Annotated in this window: 15 protein-coding genes; 6 read left to right on the top strand and 9 right to left on the bottom strand. The window is 48.0% G+C overall.

Annotated elements, in window-relative coordinates; translation table 11 throughout:
- Window positions 1-59: 59 nt before the first annotated feature.
- The 8 genes from BMX82_RS05475 to BMX82_RS05440 form a co-directional block, all read right to left on the bottom strand.
- Window positions 60-539 carry a hypothetical protein gene (locus tag BMX82_RS05475; protein ID WP_036914333.1) on the bottom strand — a complete coding sequence of 160 codons (480 nt, stop codon included), beginning with the start codon at window positions 537-539 and terminating at the stop codon, window positions 60-62.
- Complete coding sequence (locus BMX82_RS05470; RefSeq protein ID WP_036914336.1) at window positions 529-1047, bottom strand: RNA polymerase sigma factor; 519 nt, start codon at window positions 1045-1047, stop codon at window positions 529-531. Before BMX82_RS05470 ends, BMX82_RS05475 begins: the two co-directional genes overlap by 11 nt.
- Before the next feature lie 68 nt (window positions 1048-1115).
- Entirely contained in the window at window positions 1116-1889 is a 774-nt protein-coding gene (gene argB / locus BMX82_RS05465; RefSeq protein ID WP_036914553.1) for an acetylglutamate kinase, read from the bottom strand.
- Window positions 1889-3781 carry a biosynthetic arginine decarboxylase gene (speA, locus tag BMX82_RS05460; RefSeq protein WP_036914339.1) on the bottom strand — a complete coding sequence of 631 codons (1893 nt, stop codon included), beginning with the start codon at window positions 3779-3781 and terminating at the stop codon, window positions 1889-1891. The genes argB and speA overlap by 1 nt, the downstream gene beginning before the upstream one ends.
- Window positions 3778-4305 (bottom strand): shikimate kinase, encoded by a 528-nt coding sequence (locus tag BMX82_RS05455; protein ID WP_036914345.1) that lies wholly within the window; start codon window positions 4303-4305, stop codon window positions 3778-3780. The genes speA and BMX82_RS05455 overlap by 4 nt, the downstream gene beginning before the upstream one ends.
- 1 nt (window position 4306) lies before the next feature.
- Window positions 4307-6619, bottom strand: coding sequence for a type I DNA topoisomerase (topA, locus tag BMX82_RS05450; RefSeq protein ID WP_091766750.1), 2313 nt, complete (start codon window positions 6617-6619; stop codon window positions 4307-4309).
- A gap of 89 nt (window positions 6620-6708) precedes the next feature.
- Window positions 6709-7242, bottom strand: a complete 534-nt coding sequence (locus BMX82_RS05445) for an NUDIX domain-containing protein (RefSeq protein WP_036914352.1) — start codon at window positions 7240-7242, stop codon at window positions 6709-6711.
- A gap of 6 nt (window positions 7243-7248) precedes the next feature.
- The gene (locus BMX82_RS05440) at window positions 7249-8703 is read right to left on the bottom strand and encodes a sialate O-acetylesterase (RefSeq protein ID WP_091766747.1); all 1455 of its coding nucleotides are present in this window, start codon (window positions 8701-8703) and stop codon (window positions 7249-7251) included.
- Window positions 8704-8869: 166 nt separating this feature from the next.
- On the opposite strand from BMX82_RS05440, the gene BMX82_RS05435 reads away from it, so the two are divergent.
- Window positions 8870-9718: an alpha/beta hydrolase gene (locus tag BMX82_RS05435; RefSeq protein WP_091767280.1), complete on the top strand. Its 849-nt coding sequence runs from the start codon at window positions 8870-8872 to the stop codon at window positions 9716-9718.
- A 40-nt stretch (window positions 9719-9758) separates the two neighbouring features.
- Here BMX82_RS05435 and BMX82_RS05430 read toward each other — a convergent pair whose 3' ends face one another.
- The gene (locus BMX82_RS05430) at window positions 9759-10028 is read right to left on the bottom strand and encodes a cupin domain-containing protein (protein WP_051949881.1); all 270 of its coding nucleotides are present in this window, start codon (window positions 10026-10028) and stop codon (window positions 9759-9761) included.
- A 166-nt stretch (window positions 10029-10194) separates the two neighbouring features.
- Between BMX82_RS05430 and BMX82_RS05425 the strand changes: the two genes are divergently transcribed.
- From BMX82_RS05425 to BMX82_RS05405, 5 genes are all read left to right on the top strand, one after another.
- Window positions 10195-11688, top strand: coding sequence for a GH3 auxin-responsive promoter family protein (locus BMX82_RS05425; protein WP_091766744.1), 1494 nt, complete (start codon window positions 10195-10197; stop codon window positions 11686-11688).
- Window positions 11689-11730: 42 nt separating this feature from the next.
- Window positions 11731-13716, top strand: a complete 1986-nt coding sequence (locus BMX82_RS05420) for an Ig-like domain-containing protein (RefSeq protein ID WP_091766741.1) — start codon at window positions 11731-11733, stop codon at window positions 13714-13716.
- Between the two features lie 9 nt (window positions 13717-13725).
- Window positions 13726-14538 (top strand): DUF3108 domain-containing protein, encoded by an 813-nt coding sequence (locus BMX82_RS05415; protein ID WP_036914363.1) that lies wholly within the window; start codon window positions 13726-13728, stop codon window positions 14536-14538.
- A gap of 2 nt (window positions 14539-14540) precedes the next feature.
- A complete protein-coding gene (locus BMX82_RS05410) occupies window positions 14541-15353 on the top strand; it encodes a LytTR family DNA-binding domain-containing protein (RefSeq protein WP_036914366.1) in 813 nt (270 codons plus the stop codon).
- A gap of 112 nt (window positions 15354-15465) precedes the next feature.
- Window positions 15466-17523: a TonB-dependent receptor gene (locus BMX82_RS05405; RefSeq protein WP_091766736.1), complete on the top strand. Its 2058-nt coding sequence runs from the start codon at window positions 15466-15468 to the stop codon at window positions 17521-17523.
- Window position 17524 lies beyond the last annotated feature (1 nt).

Here is a 17524-nt window from a genome sequence, read left to right as displayed (position 1 = left end):
ACTTCACAGTTTCGTTTGTGTTTAAAATGATTATTATAAAGAAAGCATAGAAAATGTTCTTATTCATAATAAGCAGGAGCCTCTGTGGGGGTTGTAGCCGTTTTCATGCTGTCCAACATATTCTCCGCCTGAATTGTCCCGAGGACGTTTACTGTGTCAACCTTTTGCTGATGATATTTAGCGTAGGCATCCTTTGGATCATCCCATCCGCGATCCCAAGGAGCCTGAGCTGCATTACCCAAGGTGAGAACGATAGCAACGATAGCCGCAGCTCTGAAAAGCGGCATCAGTCGACTTGTCAGAGTAACTACTTTTGCTTTAGGCTTTTCTTCGCCAACCATCTCAAGGATGCGGGCATCGAAATCGCCGCTCAGTGATTCCTCTTTTTGGAATTCGTAGGTAAACAACTCCTTGTATTTCTGCAATTCTGCAGGCACATTTTCCTGACTAAAAAATGCACGCAAGATAGCTTCCTCCTGCAGGGTTGTCTCTCCCTGCCAGTAGCGCTCTAAGAGTTGTTCGATGTACTTATAATCCATATTTCTCTTTTTCTATAAATTTCTGCCGAATGGCTTGGCGTGCTCGGAAGATATTAACCTTCACCTGCTCCTCGCTTATATCCATAACCTTTGCGATTTCTTTGTAGCTCTTACCCTCAAAGTCTCTGAGCTGCATCGCGCTTCGCTGCTTCTCCGGCAGTTCGTTAATGAGGTGGCGTATTAGCTGCATTCTATCTTGCTGCATGGCCTGTTCCTCTGGATTGGATGAATAGCTATAATCCGGAGCATCGTGTTCCCTCTCGTCCAAGCTTTGATTCTGGTTCTCCATCTTTTTCATCTTGTCGAGTGAGATGTTTCTACAGATGGTGAGGCAGAAAGCTTCTATCGATTCGATATTAACCCATTGTTCCCGCCTATTCCAGACTTTAATCATTGTTTCCTGTACAACATCCTCAGCCTCCGCAGGGTTGAGAGTGATGCGGAGAGCAAGCCGATACAACTCATTCTTGAGTGGCAGGACATCGTTCCGGAAACTGATTTTTTTCATCCTCTCTAATATAAATGACGATTGAAATGGAGAATAGTTACAAAAAGGCGAAAAAATTTTCGCCTTTTTTATCTTATCACTGTGCCAGAATTTCCATCGATAGCAGTAGCAAGGGTTATGATAACACGTGAAACGCCTGCATCAATAGCATTAAGTGCATTCTCTATCTTAGGAAGCATACCGCCACTAATAGTGCCATCTTCCTTATATTTTCTGAAATCCTCATGCGTAATCACGGAAATCACAGAGTCATCATTATCAGGATTACGAAGTACGCCTTTTTTCTCGAAACTAAAAATGAGGGTTACATCATAGTAGGGTGCAAGAGCCTTAGCAGTCTCAGAGGCAATAGTATCAGCATTGGTATTAAGAATATTACCCTGACCATCATGAGTAAGAGGCGCCATGACTGGCGTGATGCCTTCTTCAATCAACTTACTGAGCATTTTACCATCAGCATTGTCAACATCACCTACGAAACCAAAATCGATACCGTCTTTTAACGGACGTTTATGGCTACGGATAACATCCATATCAGCTCCTGTCAGCCCCAAGGCGTTTACACCATTCTTCTGAAGACGGGCCACGAGGTTCTTATTGACCAATCCACCATACACCATTGTCACCACATTGAGCATCTCAGCATCAGTGATTCTTCTGCCGTTTACCATTTTCGACTCAATTCCAAGGCTGGCCGCTACCTGAGTTGCACGACGACCGCCACCATGTACCAACACTTTCTTGCCATCAATGGCACTGAAATCCTTAAGAAGTTGCAAGAGTTGAGGTTCGTCTTCCACCACAGCCCCGCCTACTTTAACTATGGTTAATTTTTCTTTCATCATTCCAAATATGTATAACCGTAAAGTCCTGAACGATAATTAGACAGGAATTCCTTTCCCTCTTCAAGAGATATCTTACCCTGCTTGACACTCTTAGCTACCCAGACTTCCAACTGACGCACCAGTTTCTTAGGATCATATTGTACATAATCGAGCACTTCAGCGACAGTCTCGCCATCGATAATCTGATCAATGTGGTAGCTACCATCTTTCTCTGAGATATGTACAGCATTGGTATCACCAAACAGATTGTGCATGTCACCCAGAATCTCCTGATATGCACCTACAAGGAATACGCCTAGATAATAGGGTTCGTTTTTCTTCAGAGGATGCACAGGTAGCGAATGCGAATTATTACGGTTGGTTACGAAGTTTGCGACCTTACCATCACTGTCACAGGTGATATCCTGAATTGTCGCATTGCGCGTGGGACGCTCATCAAGTCGCTGTATGGGCATAATAGGGAACAACTGATCGATGGCCCACGAGTCGGGTAGACTCTGAAAGAGTGAGAAGTTGCAGAAATATTTGTCAGCCAACAACTTGTCGATGTTCATCAACTCTTCAGGAATATGTTTCAGGCCCTTGGTAAGGATATTTATCTCGTGGCATACGCTCCAATACATAGACTCTATCTCTGCACGAGTCCTTAAATCCACGATACCATGCGAGAACAAATCAAGCACCTCTTCACGTATCTGCTCTGCGTCGTGCCAGTCTTCGAGCACGTTGCGCGGCGAGAGGTTGTCCCATATCTCATAGAGGTCTTTCACCAACTGATGACTGTTCTCATCAGGCTCAAACTCCTCTGGCATCTCTGGCAGCGAGGCCGTCTCCAGCACGTCAATCACCAACACAGAATGGTGAGCAGCGAGTGAGCGTCCGCTCTCGGTAATAATATTCGGATGAGGTAGATTGTTCTTATTCGCAGCCTCAACGAAGGTATAGATACAGTCGTTTACATACTCCTGAATACTATAGTTCACAGAACTCTCACTTGAAGGAGAACGCGTTCCGTCATAGTCCACACCAAGACCACCGCCGCAGTCTACGAAGTCCACATTGTACCCCATCTTGTGCAGCTGGATATAAAATTGAGATGCTTCGCGAAGAGCAGTCTGTATACGGCGTATCTTTGTGATTTGCGAACCGATATGGAAATGGATGAGTCGCAGACAATCACGCATGTCCTTCTTATCCAACAACTCGAGTGCTTCAAGAAGTTCTGCACTTGTCAGACCAAACTTTGAGGCGTCACCACCACTCTCTTCCCATTTGCCAGATCCACTTGAAGCTAGCTTGATGCGGATACCGATGTTGGGGCGGATGTTCATCTTCTTGGCCACCTTGGCAATGATTTCCAGTTCATTCAGTTTCTCTACAACGATAAAGATGCGCTTACCCATCTTTTGTGCGAGTAAGGCCAATTCTATATAGCTCTGATCTTTATAGCCATTGCACACGATGATAGAATCGCTCTGACACTGCACGGCAATAACAGCATGCAGTTCAGGTTTTGAACCTGCTTCAACGCCAAGATTGAATTTCTTTCCATGACTGATGATCTCCTCCACAACAGGCTGTATCTGATTCACCTTAATAGGATAGACCACATAGTTCTCGCCCTTGTACTCGTATTCCTCGGCTGCTCTTTTAAAGCAACTCCACGTTTTCTCGATACGGTTATCCAGAATGTCGGGGAATCGAAGCAGTACTGGAGGTGTGACATCACGCAATGCCAACTCGTCCATCACTTCACGTAAATCTATCTCTGTCTTATTCTTACAGGGAGTGACATAGACATCGCCTTTTTCGTTGATGCCAAAGTAAGAAGTGCCCCATCCGTTAATGTTATAGAGCTCCTTCGAATCTTCAATGGTCCATTTCTTCATAATTCCAAAATTTCTTTTATCCTAGCCACGCTGATTTTTATTTTCTCATAATTATCCATCAGACTGACATCGAGAGTGTATTTGGCCTTTGTGTAATAAGGCTCACGCTTCTCGAGCTGCTCACGAATGAAGGCAATCAGTTCTTCGGGGCTTTTGCCCTTCAAAAGCGGACGTTCCGTTTTCCCCATTAGCAGATGCTTGTAGAGCACTTCCGGATCAGCTTTCAAATACACCACCTTCCCTTGCTGGTTCAGGTAGTCCATATTATCAAAGAAGCATGGCGTTCCGCCTCCACAGCTGATGATAACATTTTCGAACTCGGCCACCTCGTGCAGCATGTTGTACTCTATCTGGCGAAAACCCTCCTCACCACGTTCAGCAAAGATCTGAGCCACAGATTTGCGCATACGGCTCTCTATATACCAATCAAGGTCGTAGAAGATGACACCCAGTTCGTCTGCAAGCGCTTTACCAACGGTTGTTTTCCCCGCACCCATATAGCCTATCAGGATAATGCGCGTCATATCAGCCTTTCTTTACTGGTGTTGCCTGAATAATCTTCATGCACTGATCATAAGTCAGTTCAGTAGCTTTTTCGTGCAGATTCTTGGGGAGGCGATAGTTCTTGCCGTCATATACTAGATAGGGGCCATATCTTCCATTCAGAATCTCCAGTTTAGAATCCTCTAGAAAGAACTTCATGTGCTTCTTGCTGTCCTGCTGACGCTTCTCCTGAATGAGTGCAATAGCCTCGTCGAGGGTTATAGTCATCGGATCTGTTCCCTTCGGCAGTGAAGTATATTGGCGGTCGTGGAGCACATAGGGACCGAAACGACCAGCACCGATAGTTACAGGTTTGTTTTCATACTCTCCCACCTCGCGTGGTAGTTTGAACAACTCCAACGCCTCATCAAGGGTGATGGTTTCCATGCTCTGCTCCTTGGGCAGTTGCGCAAACTGGGGCTTCTCCTTGTCATCGGCAGTACCAATCTGTACTACGGGGCCAAAACGCCCGATTTTCACAAATACGGGCTTTCCTGTTTTGGGGTCCTTACCCAGCTGACGTTCGCCAGCCTTGTGCTGCTGACGGCTGTTCATTGTTTTCTCTACCGTTGGCTCGAAACTCTTGTAGAACTGCTTCATCATGTCAGTCCATTTCTCATCGCCTTCAGCAATCTTATCAAAATCCTGCTCCACCTTGGCAGTGAAGTTGTAGTCCATAATTTCCTTGAAGTGTTCCATCAGAAAGTCGTTTACCACGATTCCGATATCGGTAGGCAGCAACTTGCCCTTCTCTGAGCCAACCATTTCCTTTCTGGTTTTCTGAGTCACCTGCTTACCCTTCAGCTGATAGAGAGAGTATGGGCGCTCCTCGCCTTTCTTATCACCTCTCTGCACGTATTCGCGCTGCTGAATAGTAGAAATAGTCGGAGCGTAAGTTGAAGGGCGACCAATTCCGAGTTCCTCCATCTTATGTACAAGGCTGGCTTCAGTATAGCGCTGCGGACCCATGGTAAAACGCTCTGTTGCCAACACTTCACGGCGTGTCAGCTGCTGCCCTTCCTTCATTGGCGGAAGAATATGTCCAAACTCGTCTTGCTGATCGTCATCATCCAGCGACTCGCGATAGACCTTGATGAAACCATCAAATTTCACGACCTCACCCTGTGCGACGAAATACTCGTCAGTGCCGCTGATACGGATGTTGGCTGTTGTCTTCTCTATCTGTGCATCTGCCATCTGGCTAGCGATGGTGCGTTTCCAAATCAGTTCGTAGAGCCGCTTCTCCTGAGCAGTCCCTTCAATCTCAGCCTGATCCATGTAGGTAGGACGGATGGCTTCGTGCGCCTCCTGAGCACCCTTTGCACTGGTATGATACTGGCGGGTCTTGCTGTATTTGTCGCCGTAGAGACTGACAATCTCGTTCTTACTAGCACCAAGACAGAGTTTAGAGAGGTTTACAGAGTCGGTACGCATATAGGTAATACGTCCGTTTTCATACAAATGCTGAGCAACCATCATAGTCTGACTTACTGAGAAACCAAGTTTGCGGGCTGCCTCCTGCTGGAGTGTCGATGTGGTGAATGGCGGAGCCGGTGTACGCTTGACGGGTTTCTTAGATATGCCCTCCACGGTGAAGGTTGCTTCCTTACACTTCTCGAGGAATGTTAACACCTCTTGCTCTGTCTTGAAACGACTGGCAAGCTGGGCCTTTACCTCTGAAGCAGAGCCATCGACATTGGTAATGGCGAAGACACCATTTACGTTATAATATACCTCGCTCTGGAAATTCTGAATCTCACGCTCACGTTCTACGATGAGACGCACAGCTACGCTCTGCACGCGACCTGCCGAGAGAGCTGGCTTCACCTTGCGCCAAAGAACTGGGGAGAGTTTGAACCCCACTAGGCGGTCGAGCACGCGTCGTGCCTGCTGGGCGTTTACCAAATCCATGTTGATATGGCGCGGATGCTCAATGGCTTCCAAAATTGCGGGTTTTGTGATTTCGTGGAACACAATGCGGTTGGTTTTCTGCTTATCCAGCCCCAACACCTCGCACAGATGCCAAGAGATGGCTTCTCCCTCACGGTCCTCATCGGATGCGAGCCATACCTTTTCTGCTTTCTTGGCTTTTGCGTTGAGGTCGGCCACCAGTTTAGTCTTCTCTTCTGGAATCTCGTATTCTGGTTCCAGAGTCTTATCGTCGATGCTCAGCTCTCTTTTCTTCAGGTCACGGATGTGTCCGTAGCTTGACATCACCTTGAAGTCATCTCCAAGGAACTTCTCAATGGTCTTTGCCTTAGCTGGAGACTCGACAATCACTAAGTTTTTCTGCATACTTTTGTCTTGTTATGATTTCTTTCGGGCTGCAAAAGTAAGCAAAAAAGTTTCTTCCACCTTATATATATATAGGAATTTTGTTTTTATTAACAATTCTGCACTAAGAACCGACTCACAGCCTCGCGGATAGAACGCAGTCCAAAGAGTTCTGGATTCAACACCCTCAGCGGCATCCAGGCTAATTCTGCAGCGTCGTCGGCAGCCTTCACCACAGCCTCATCGCCCACACGGCAGAAAAAGAATAGATCGAGCGTGTGGATGTCCATGCCTGAATAGTTGTAGATGTTGGGCACGGAAAACATGTATTCCACATGCTCTGGCGAAATACAGAGTCCCGTCTCTTCCTTGATTTCACGTGCCATGCCCTCCTCGGCCGTCTCGTCATTGTCGACAAAGCCGCCTGGTAGATCGAGCGTGCCTTTTGCAGGTTCCTTTGCGCGACGCGCCACCAACAGCTCACCTTTAGCATTCTGGATAAAAGCCGCTGTGGCAGCCCGTGGGTTCTGATAGTAGGTAAAACCGCAGTTGTTACAATGCCTGCTCAGGGCATTGTGTATCACGAATTGCTGGCTGCCGCATCTCGGGCAAAAATGGAATTGCGCTAAAGGATGTTTTTCCATGGCGGTTTACCAATTATCAGTGCGGAAGGGGAAGAGCGGCAGGTTGCCAGCATTCTTCACGTTACCCGTCTGGAAGTTCTTGAAACAATAGCGCACGGCTACGGGATTCTTCACTTTGGGCGAGGAGATGCGGATAGCCTCATCCCAATAAGCGCCGCCTGGCTGCCAAAAGTGCTGCGCACTGGCGGGATAAAAAATCTTATCGTCGCCAGCCACCTCGAAGCCCTGCATGTCTTCGAATGGTGCATCAGCCCAATAATTGTCTTGAAGATGGATGAACACAGCATCGCCTTTTATCAGCATATCCTTGAACGACGAGCTTTTATACATGATACTCTCGAAGCCATAGTCGCGATTCAGAGCCGTGTAAGCCAGCCGTTCGCCCACCTGCTGTTTCTGAGTGGGGTGTATCTGCGAGAACTCGTAGGGATAGACTAGGTCGTTGATGCACACCAGCGAGCTGTTCGGGATAAGGCTCTGGGCTTTAAACTGCTGTTCGCGAAGCAGCGCACCGTTTGTCGCGTTGTTATCGTCGTCGTATCTGTAAGGCGCAATCTGCACGAAGTAGAAGGGTATTTCACCGAGGGCGAACTGACTTCTCCACTGCTCCACCAGCAGCTTCATACGCTCTGAATACTGGTTGCCTTGGTCGCCTACATTCGAGCAACCCTGATAATAGAGTATGCCCTTCACAGTGAAGTTCAGGATGGGATTGAAGGTGCCGTTGCCCCAGAGCAGCGAACGGTGATAGTCGTAGTCAACCCACCTCTTGCATATCTCAACCGAATCGGTAGGGTCGTTGGTATATTTCTCCAGATTCTCTTTCGTCAGCCAGCTCTCCACGCGCGTACCTCCTTTATTGGCTTCAATGAGTCCGATAGGTATGTCGAGCGCCTCGTGCATCTTGCGGGCGAAGAAATAGCCAGTAGCCGAAAACTCCCCAACAGTTCGGGGCGAACACACGCGCCACTCGCACTGGGCATCGTTGAGTGGTTTCGACGACATGACACTTGGAATCTTCACCGAACGGACGCCCTGATGGTTCTTTGCGTCGATAACCACGTCATTATAGCCCTCTACGGGACACATACCGAAGCCCTTCACGGGCATCTCCATATTCGACTGTCCCGCGCATACCCAGACCTCACCTGCCACCACGTTGCGAATAGTCAGGGGTTCGCCATCATCAAACGTGATTGAGAGCGGCTCGTACGAGGCCTTAGGCGTCACTACCTTTACGAGCCACTGTCCCTGCTTGTCGGCCTTGGCCGTCACTACGTCCTTGCTCCACGACACCGTTACCCTCACCATCTTACCCGGCTGCGTCCACCCCCAGAGGCGGGCGTCGGTCTGCTGTTGTAATACCATGTTGTCGCCAATCATGTGGGGCAACCTAACTTTGGCCTGTGCGCCGAGCGTCGCCAATGCGACGAGAGCCATCAAAGCGAGAATCTTTTTCATTATACAGGATAGTTTCAAGTTTCCGCCTGCAAAGATAGTATAAAGTTCTGAAAAAACCTCAACGAAGGGGGCAAACTGCACTAAAACTTCTTAATTTTGTACCTTTAGTGTCAGTAGTGGACAAAAAAGTAGTACCTTTGCATAGAAATTTATAACCAAAACAATGATGAAAAGTCTGAAATCAATACTCACGATGCTATTCCTTGGCGTGTCTGCGGCATCCTTCTCACAGAAAGGAGCAACTATGGATTTGTGGCCTAACGAAGCCGCTGTGGCAAGCAGCGACGCCAACGACAAAGCCGAAATTACCGTTTACCTGCCCGATGTCGCAAAGGCCAGCGGCCGCGCTGTGGTGTGCTGTCCAGGAGGCGGCTACAGCCATTTGGCTATGGACCACGAGGGGCATCAGTGGGCCACCTTCTTCAACAACCAAGGCATTGCACTTGTCGTTCTGAAGTATCGCATGCCCCACGGTAATCGTATGGTACCCATCTCCGATGCCGAGGAGGCCATCAAGACCGTGCGCCGGCACGCTGCCGAGTGGCACATCCACAAGAGCGATATCGGCATCATGGGCTTCTCTGCTGGCGGCCATCTCGCCTCTACCATCGCCACTCACGCCACTGGCGACGCTGCGCCCAACTTTCAGATTCTCTTCTATCCAGTTATCACGATGGATCAGGGGTTCACTCATAAGGGCTCGCACGATAATTTTCTAGGCACTTTCGGCGACGACAAGAAAGACCAGAAGGAGTTGAAGCGGCTAGAGTTCGAGTATAGCAACGAGTTGCAAGTGAACCGTACCACACCCCGTGCTTTCCTTGCCCTGAGTGATGACGATAAGGCCGTGCCCGCTGCCAACGGCCTGAACTACTATCAACAACTATACAAGCACGACGTGCCCGCCTCTCTGCACATCTACCCATCGGGCGGCCACGGATGGGGCTATCGCGAATCATTTCCCTACCACTACAATGTCGTGTTCGAACTGAAGGCCTGGCTCCAAAGTTTCTGAATTCGTTTGCAAACGTACGGTTTTCCACATTCTCCAAATTTCAACCACCGATTCTGCCGATTCTCAGCACGCTGTAGTTTATGGCTACATGGTAATGCCACCCTAGTTTCACACCTAGCGAAAACACGTATTTCACAGCAACGAGTTCGGGACGCCTTAGTAGATAGTCGGGCAGTTCGGCTCCGTCCAAACTCTGACTGGTACGTATAAGTTCCGTGGTCTCTACTTGCTGTGCAGGCGTGTCAGCACGGGCATTCTCACAGGAGGTATACACGACAGCACCATAGAATAGGGTTGCACAAGAATCCAACAATTCTGTTTCTTCATATTAATTTTAATCTGGCAAATAGATGTATCACGTCGCAAAGATAATTTTTTTTAAAACTGCAAAATTTTGGGGCTTAATTATTTAATAATTTGGTGATTCGTCCGATTTTCAGTATCTTTGCACCAAAATTGCGCAATATAAAGAAAAAATGAGTCTGACTCAAATTATAGGGAAACTATTTGTGCCCCGTCAGCATGCTTTAGAGCGGCATCAGAACGAGGGCGAGGCTTTGCAGAGGACTGTGCTGGAGCGGCTGACACAGAAAGCCAAAGACACGGAATACGGGCGAAACCATGCATTTATGGCCATCAAAGGCTACGACGACTTCAGATCTCACGTGCCAGTGAATACTTACGAAGAACTGAAGGGCGACATCGACCGTATGCGCCAAGGCGAGACGGATATTTTGTGGCCAGGGCGCGTAAAGTGGTTTGCGAAATCGAGTGGAACGACCAACGACAAGTCTAAATTCATACCCGTAAGCCGTGACGGTTTGCACGATATTCACTATGCCGGAGGGTATGACTCGGTGGCCACCTACCTGAGAAACAACCCAAAATCGCGTCTGTTCGACGGCCGGAGTCTGATTCTCGGAGGCAGTCATGCACCGAATTACAACCTGAAGGACTCGCTTGTGGGCGATCTCAGCGCTATTCTCATCGAAAACATCAATCCACTGGCCAATTTGGTGCGTGTTCCGAAGAAAAAAACGGCTCTACTTAGCGATTTTGAGGTGAAACGTGAGCGGATAGCCCGCGAGGCCATGACAAAAAACGTCACAAACATATCTGGTGTTCCCTCATGGATGCTCTCCGTACTGACCTGTATGATGGACATCACGGGCAAAAAACATCTTGAAGAGGTTTGGCCGAACATCGAGGTGTTCTTCCACGGCGGAGTGGCTTTTACACCTTACCGCAAACAATACGAGCAGCTCATCACCTCATCCCGCATGCACTATATGGAGACGTACAACGCCAGCGAAGGTTTCTTCGGCATACAAGACGACCCCGCAGATAAGTCGCTGCTGCTGATGCTCGACTATGGCGTATTCTACGAGTTCATACCCATGGACGGAGGCGAAATCGTACCTCTTTGGGGCGTTGAGAAGGGCAAGAACTACGCGATGGTCATCTCGACCTCGTGCGGCCTATGGCGCTACGAGATTGGCGACACGATACAATTCACGTCAACCAACCCCTATAAGTTCATCATCAGCGGGCGTACCAAGCACTTCATCAACGCCTTTGGCGAGGAACTGATTGTCGACAACGCAGAACAGGGCCTGGCCTACGCTTGCGAACAGACGGGCGCCGAGGTACTGGAATATACGGCAGCGCCCGTGTTTATGGACGAGAAAGCCAAGTGCCGCCACCAGTGGCTCATTGAGTTCTCTAAACGCCCTGAGGACATGCAGCAGTTCTCCGACCTGCTCGACCAGAAGTTACAGGAAATCAACAGTGACTACGAGGCTAAGCGCTACAAGGATATCACGCTGCAGCACCTGGAGATTGTCGAGGCGCGTGAAAATCTCTTCAACGACTGGCTGAAATTGCGCGGCAAACTAGGCGGACAGCATAAGGTGCCCCGTCTAAGCAATTCACGCGACACAATAGAACAACTGCTGGCGCTGCAAAAGTAAAGAAAGAGGTAAACAAAGTAAAAAGGTAAAAAAAGGCAAGAGATGAAGCGAATAGTTGATATGATGGTTAACAGGTATAAGGGTAGAAACCTCTTCTTTCCTTTCCACCTTCTTACCCTTTTATTTTTTGTTGCCTGCGCCCGTATGGGTAATCCCGACGGGGGATGGTTCGACGACGACCCTCCCAAGGTGTTAAGCAGCATGCCTGCCGATAAGTCAGTCAACGTCGACAGCAAGAAGATTACCATCCTATTCGATGAGTATATCAAACTTGAAGACGCTACCAACAAGGTTATCGTGTCGCCACCCCAGCTTGAAATGCCCGAGATTAAGACCTCAGGAAAGAAGGTCGTGGTAGAGCTTCAAGACTCGCTGATGCCCAATACTACATACACCATTGACTTCAGCGACGCCATCTCTGACAACAATGAGGGCAACCCTATGGGCTCGTTCACCTACAGCTTCTCTACAGGCGAGCAAATCGACACCTTCGAAGTGTCGGGCTATGTGCTCGACGCCAGCAATCTAGAGCCTATCAAGGGAATCGCCGTGGGACTCTATGCCGACCTCGCCGACTCAGCCTTTAAGACCAAGCCCATGCTACGCATCTCGCGCACAGACAGCCGCGGCCATTTCGTGGTGAAAGGCATTGCGCCAGGCATTTATCGCGCCTACGCGCTGAAGGATGCCGATGGAGACTTCCGCTTTACACAGAAGAGTGAAATGATGGCATTCAACCACGACACGTTTGAGACTTCGTCAAGGCCAGATATCCGCATAGACACCGTCTGGCGCGACTCTTTGCATATTGACAACCTTATACGAGTACCCTATACTCACTACCTACCCGACAATATCACATTATTGGCTTTCACCCATACATTGACAGACCGCTATCTGATTAAGACGGAACGCGTAGACGCCGAGAAGTTCTCAATGTATTTCAGCTATGGTCACAAGGATTTGCCTGTCATCAAGGGATTGAACTTCAACGCCACAGATGCCTTCGTGGTTGAGACAGGCGAGAAGCAGGATACGATACACTACTGGTTGCGAGACACCACGCTCATCAATCAGGACACACTCCGTATGGAAGTGAGCTATATGATGACCGACACGCTGGGCTGCCTTGTGAGTCAGACTGACACACTCGACATTTTAGCTAAAACACCATACGAGAAGCGACTGAAGAATCAAGCCAAGGAGCTGGAGCAGTGGCAGAAGGATCAGGAGAAGCGTAAGAAGCGCGGTGAGAACTATGACTCAATCTATCCTGTAAAGCCGCTTGACGTGAAATACGACGCACCCGCATCGATGGACCCTGACGGCATTGTAACGGTTGAGATGCCTGCACCCCTGCTGCGCTGCGACACATCGGCCGTACACCTTTATTCCATGATAGACTCCGTGTGGTACGAATCCACATGTCGCCTGCAACCTATGCCCTACAAACTCCGCAACTTCGAGATTTTGGCCGACTGGCGCCCTGGCATCGAATATAGTCTTGAGGTCGACTCAGCAGCCTTTGAGGATATCTATGGCAACGTGTCCAACCCTCTCAAACAAGGCATCAAGGTGCGTTCGACCGATGAATACAGCAACTTGAAACTCACTATCTCGGGAGTTGAAGACTCGCTGATGGTTGTTCAGCTGCTTAGTTCCTCCGATGCAGTAGTGAAAGAGGCACATGTGGCCGGTCATGTGGCTCAATTTAACTACGTAAGACCTGGCAAGTACTACATCCGCGCCTTTATCGACAGTAACGGTAACGGCATCTGGGACACTGGCGACTACGACGCCGACCTTCAGGCTGAGGACGTCTTTTACTATCCTCGTGAGATAGAGTGTAAGGAGAAGTGGGACATCAGCCATTCGTGGAATGTTGCCTCTGTACCTCGTTTCCATCAGAAACCAAGCGCCATCACCAAGCAGAAACCCGATGCCGACAAGAAACTTAAAAACCGCAACGCCCAGCGCGCTCAGCAAATGGGCATCACATATAATGGAAAAATCAACGTAAAAGAATGATAATAAGGTATGAAGAGAATATTTTTATTTGCGCTGTTCGCTATCCATTGTTCCATATTCACAGCTTCAGCTCAGTGTGGTATAGCCAACACGGCCTTTAAGAGCGGAGAGGAACTTGACTATGACCTCTACTTCAACTGGAAATTCATCTGGATGAAGGTTGGAACGGCGTCGATGGACACGAAAATGGCACGTTTCGAGGGAAAAGATGCATGGAAGTCGTATCTGATTACCCGCGGCAACAACAAGCTCGACAAATACTTCATGATGCGGGATACGCTGCTCTCTTACTGCAATCCCGACCTCTCACCCCTCTACTACCGCAAGGGAGCCCGCGAAGGCGACCGCTATTATGTAGACGAGATATGGTATAGTTACCCCAACGGCCTCTGTCAGCTAAAAAAACATCGTATCAACCATCATGGAGAGCACACGTGGAAGACCAGCACTTACCGCACCTGCATCTACGACATGATGTCAATCTTCCTCCGTGCACGCAACTTCGATGGTACCAAGATGAAGAAAGGTGAAGTCATCCCCATGCCTATCAGCGATGCGCGCTACCTATCGAACTCATGGCTCGAATACCGTGGAAAAGAGACCTTCAAGATGAACGATTCTAAGGAGAAGTTTCGCTGCATGGTTTTCTCGTTCTATGAGCGCGAAGAGGGCAAAAGCAAGGAGCTTATACGGTTCTATATCACAGACGATCAAAACCACATTCCTGTACGACTCGACATGTTCCTCTCCTTTGGAAGTGCCAAGGCCTATCTGAAGAGCTACAAGGGAGTACGCAGTCCTATGACTTCAAAGGTTAAATAACGATGTCGATACTTACCCGAAAATATCCGTTCTCCGAAGATATACACTGGCTGAGAGACAGTGCAATATCCAGCACCATCGTATTCCTTATCCTTTATCTGCTACAGCCTTTCGGCTTTGCTATGTATCCAGGTAACAAATTGCTGGCGGCGCTGATATTCGGGCTAATTACTTTCTGCTGCACAGCTGTTTATACTGGTGTGGTATTAAGATTCCTATATCGTCACATCAAGCCTTGGCGCATTTGGCATGAGGGAGTAGCCATCTTAGGCATGATTGTGTTTATTGCCATCTGTAACTTTCTCTTCGCTTCCTATCAGGCCAACATCAACGAATTCCTTCTTTTCCTATATTGGGCTCTCATCATTGGTGCCATCATCACCGTTTTCTCTGTGTTTCTAGAATATAATCGGCATCTGAGAAACCAGATGGAGACACTCCTCAGCAATACGGCAGAAGAGCAGAAAAATGTCGTAATAACTATCAGCGACAGCAACGTGAGAGGAAACGACCTGACGCTACCGCTTAATAATCTGCTGTACATAGAAGCTCAGAAGAACAATGTGATGGTAAGCTATCTATGCGAGGGCAAGGTGACCAGCAAGGAGGTTCACTCCACGCTAACTGCTGTTCTCGACGAGTTGAAGGATTATGAGAATGTCTTCCAGTGCCATCGCTCATTTGTGGTGAATCTGAATAATATCACGTCAGCACGAGGTAACTCTAACGGCTATCAGCTTATACTGAAAGGAAGCCAGTACATCATACCCGTTTCACGCTCTTTTGTACCTAAACTCAAGTCTTTTATTGCTTAGTCAGTCGTCCTGAATTCTAGTCATTCAGCTTTCGGAATAGTTTTTCATCAGCAGTTCTAGCTGTCCGTCAGCAGAATTTGGTGGCTTCACTTTTCATGCATATATTTGCAGCATGAAACAGCGACTGATTATTTCAATTCTAATGTTGATGGCTACCTGCCATCTGACTGCCCAGACAAGAATCTCGGGTATTGTAAGTGATGGGCGTGAGCCTCTGGCTTGTGCCAATGTGTTTATAATAGGTACGATAGACGGCTGTCTAACCGACTCGCTTGGACGATTCGACTTTACAACGACCAGACAAGGCGAGTTGACTATCAAGGTGACATTTATCGGCTTCGAGAACTATCTGCTGACGACAGACGTAAGCAAGATGAATGACCTGAAGATAATTATGCACGAGCAGGCCACATCAATCAACGAAGTGGTTGTGACTGCTAGTACATTCAATTTCGGCAAAAGCGACAACTTCAAAACAATGGATGCACTCGATGTCGTGATGTCGGGTAATTCATGCGGCGACGTCGTAGCAGCTTTACAAACCCTGCCAGGAACGCAGAAGGTGGGCGAAGATGGTAAGCTATACGTGAGAGGTGGTGAGAGTGAGGAGTGCCAAACTTTTGTTAATGGTATGCACGTGCTCGTACCTTATTCCACGAATGTACAGAACAGCGCGGTACGCGGACGTTTCTCACCATTCCTGTTCAAAGGTATCAATTTCTCACTGGGCGGCTACAGTGGTGAATACGGACAAGCCCTGTCTTCTGTGCTTCCAATGGAGACCACAGATATGGCAACAAGCGACAAGATGGGTATAAGCGCATCGCTGGTCGACTGGAACATCGGTGGGACAAAGGCCTTCCAGAATAGCAGTTTAGGCTTTAACGTCGACTATACAAGCATGGGACTCTACGATAAGCTGTTTACTCAGCGCATGGATTTCACACGTCCCTACCGTAAGCTTTCGGGCGAGGCACAATACAAGAAGGAATTCTCGCAGAACAGCATTTTGAAATCGTATGTGGGTTACGACCTAACTTCGGTAGGACAACATATAGACAACAGGTCACTCTCGCTCAAAGAACACAATTTCTATGCCAATGTAACATATAAGACAAATATCGGACGAGGATACAGTTTGTTTACAGGTATAGCTAATTCAACGGTGCTCAACGATATTGATGACGCTCAAATTGTTGGCGACCACTACCACAATCGCCGTAACGAAATTCATCTGAAAGCAGAACTCAGAAAGGTATTTTCACCCGTATTGAAGATGTCGGCAGGGATTGAAGACTACATCCGTAACAGTTCTAAGCGATACGAAGCAAACGAATATAATCTTGACTACAATCTGATGGCTGCTCACATTGACGCACAGGTCCGATTGATGCCCCGTCTGTTCCTGAACCTTTCGACAAGAACTGAGCATGTCAGTTATATTGACAAGCTCCAACTGATGCCTCGCGCAACGCTGAGCTACATACCCAACAAGCACTTCCAACTTTCGGCCATGTACGGACGCTATAGCCAGACAGCTCAGGACGACTATATTGCCATCAGCCAGAAACAATTAGAACAGTGTACTGCCAATCATTGCATCGTGAGCATGCAGTACCAAACAGAGAATACAGTACTGAGAATAGAGCCCTACTACAAGAAATACAAGAACCTGCCTCTGTACAATACCAACACCTATACCGCTGACGGTTATGGCTCAAGCAAGGGACTAGATGTGTTTCTTGAAAACAACTCGCTAATCAAGCGTCTCACCACAATACTATCCTACTCTTTCAATGACTCTGAGCGTTACTATCTGGATTACACCAGACTATGTACACCAGACTACGCCTCTCGTCACAATCTGCGAGTATCTCTCAAATACAACTTTGGCAAGGTCATTTTAGGACTATCCGATTCGTATGCCAGCGGCAGAGAGTTCCCTATGGGCAAGACTCCTCATTATAATAGCGTAGACGCCAACGTGACATTCCTTGTTAGTCCCAAGGTGATTGTATATACTTCACTCAACAACATACTTGGCCGAACCAATATACATGGCTACGACACACAGGGTAAATCCGTATTAAGTTCGCGCGATCGTTTCTTCTACATCGGAATATTTGTTTCACTAAAAAATAATAAAGCTTATGACATCTCAAATTTTTAAA

It is taken from the genome of Prevotella sp. khp7 (assembly GCF_900109055.1).
In the GTDB taxonomy this organism is placed as follows: Bacteria; Bacteroidota; Bacteroidia; order Bacteroidales; family Bacteroidaceae; genus Prevotella.
This window is presented reverse-complemented; position numbering and strand designations above follow the sequence as displayed.

Bases quoted from the DNA above. Each gene is read 5' to 3' on its own strand.
- BMX82_RS05475 (WP_036914333.1), bottom strand. From the start codon at position 539: ATGGATTATAAGTACATCGAACAACTCTTAGAGCGCTACTGGCAGGGA.
- BMX82_RS05470 (WP_036914336.1), bottom strand. From the start codon at position 1,047: ATGAAAAAAATCAGTTTCCGGAACGATGTCCTGCCACTCAAGAATGAG.
- argB (WP_036914553.1), bottom strand. From the start codon at position 1,889: ATGAAAGAAAAATTAACCATAGTTAAAGTAGGCGGGGCTGTGGTGGAA.
- speA (WP_036914339.1), bottom strand. From the start codon at position 3,781: ATGAAGAAATGGACCATTGAAGATTCGAAGGAGCTCTATAACATTAAC.
- BMX82_RS05455 (WP_036914345.1), bottom strand. From the start codon at position 4,305: ATGACGCGCATTATCCTGATAGGCTATATGGGTGCGGGGAAAACAACC.
- topA (WP_091766750.1), bottom strand. From the start codon at position 6,619: ATGCAGAAAAACTTAGTGATTGTCGAGTCTCCAGCTAAGGCAAAGACC.
- BMX82_RS05445 (WP_036914352.1), bottom strand. From the start codon at position 7,242: ATGGAAAAACATCCTTTAGCGCAATTCCATTTTTGCCCGAGATGCGGC.
- BMX82_RS05440 (WP_091766747.1), bottom strand. From the start codon at position 8,703: ATGAAAAAGATTCTCGCTTTGATGGCTCTCGTCGCATTGGCGACGCTC.
- BMX82_RS05435 (WP_091767280.1), top strand. From the start codon at position 8,870: ATGAAAAGTCTGAAATCAATACTCACGATGCTATTCCTTGGCGTGTCT.
- BMX82_RS05425 (WP_091766744.1), top strand. From the start codon at position 10,195: ATGAGTCTGACTCAAATTATAGGGAAACTATTTGTGCCCCGTCAGCAT.
- BMX82_RS05420 (WP_091766741.1), top strand. From the start codon at position 11,731: ATGAAGCGAATAGTTGATATGATGGTTAACAGGTATAAGGGTAGAAAC.
- BMX82_RS05415 (WP_036914363.1), top strand. From the start codon at position 13,726: ATGAAGAGAATATTTTTATTTGCGCTGTTCGCTATCCATTGTTCCATA.
- BMX82_RS05410 (WP_036914366.1), top strand. From the start codon at position 14,541: ATGTCGATACTTACCCGAAAATATCCGTTCTCCGAAGATATACACTGG.
- BMX82_RS05405 (WP_091766736.1), top strand. From the start codon at position 15,466: ATGAAACAGCGACTGATTATTTCAATTCTAATGTTGATGGCTACCTGC.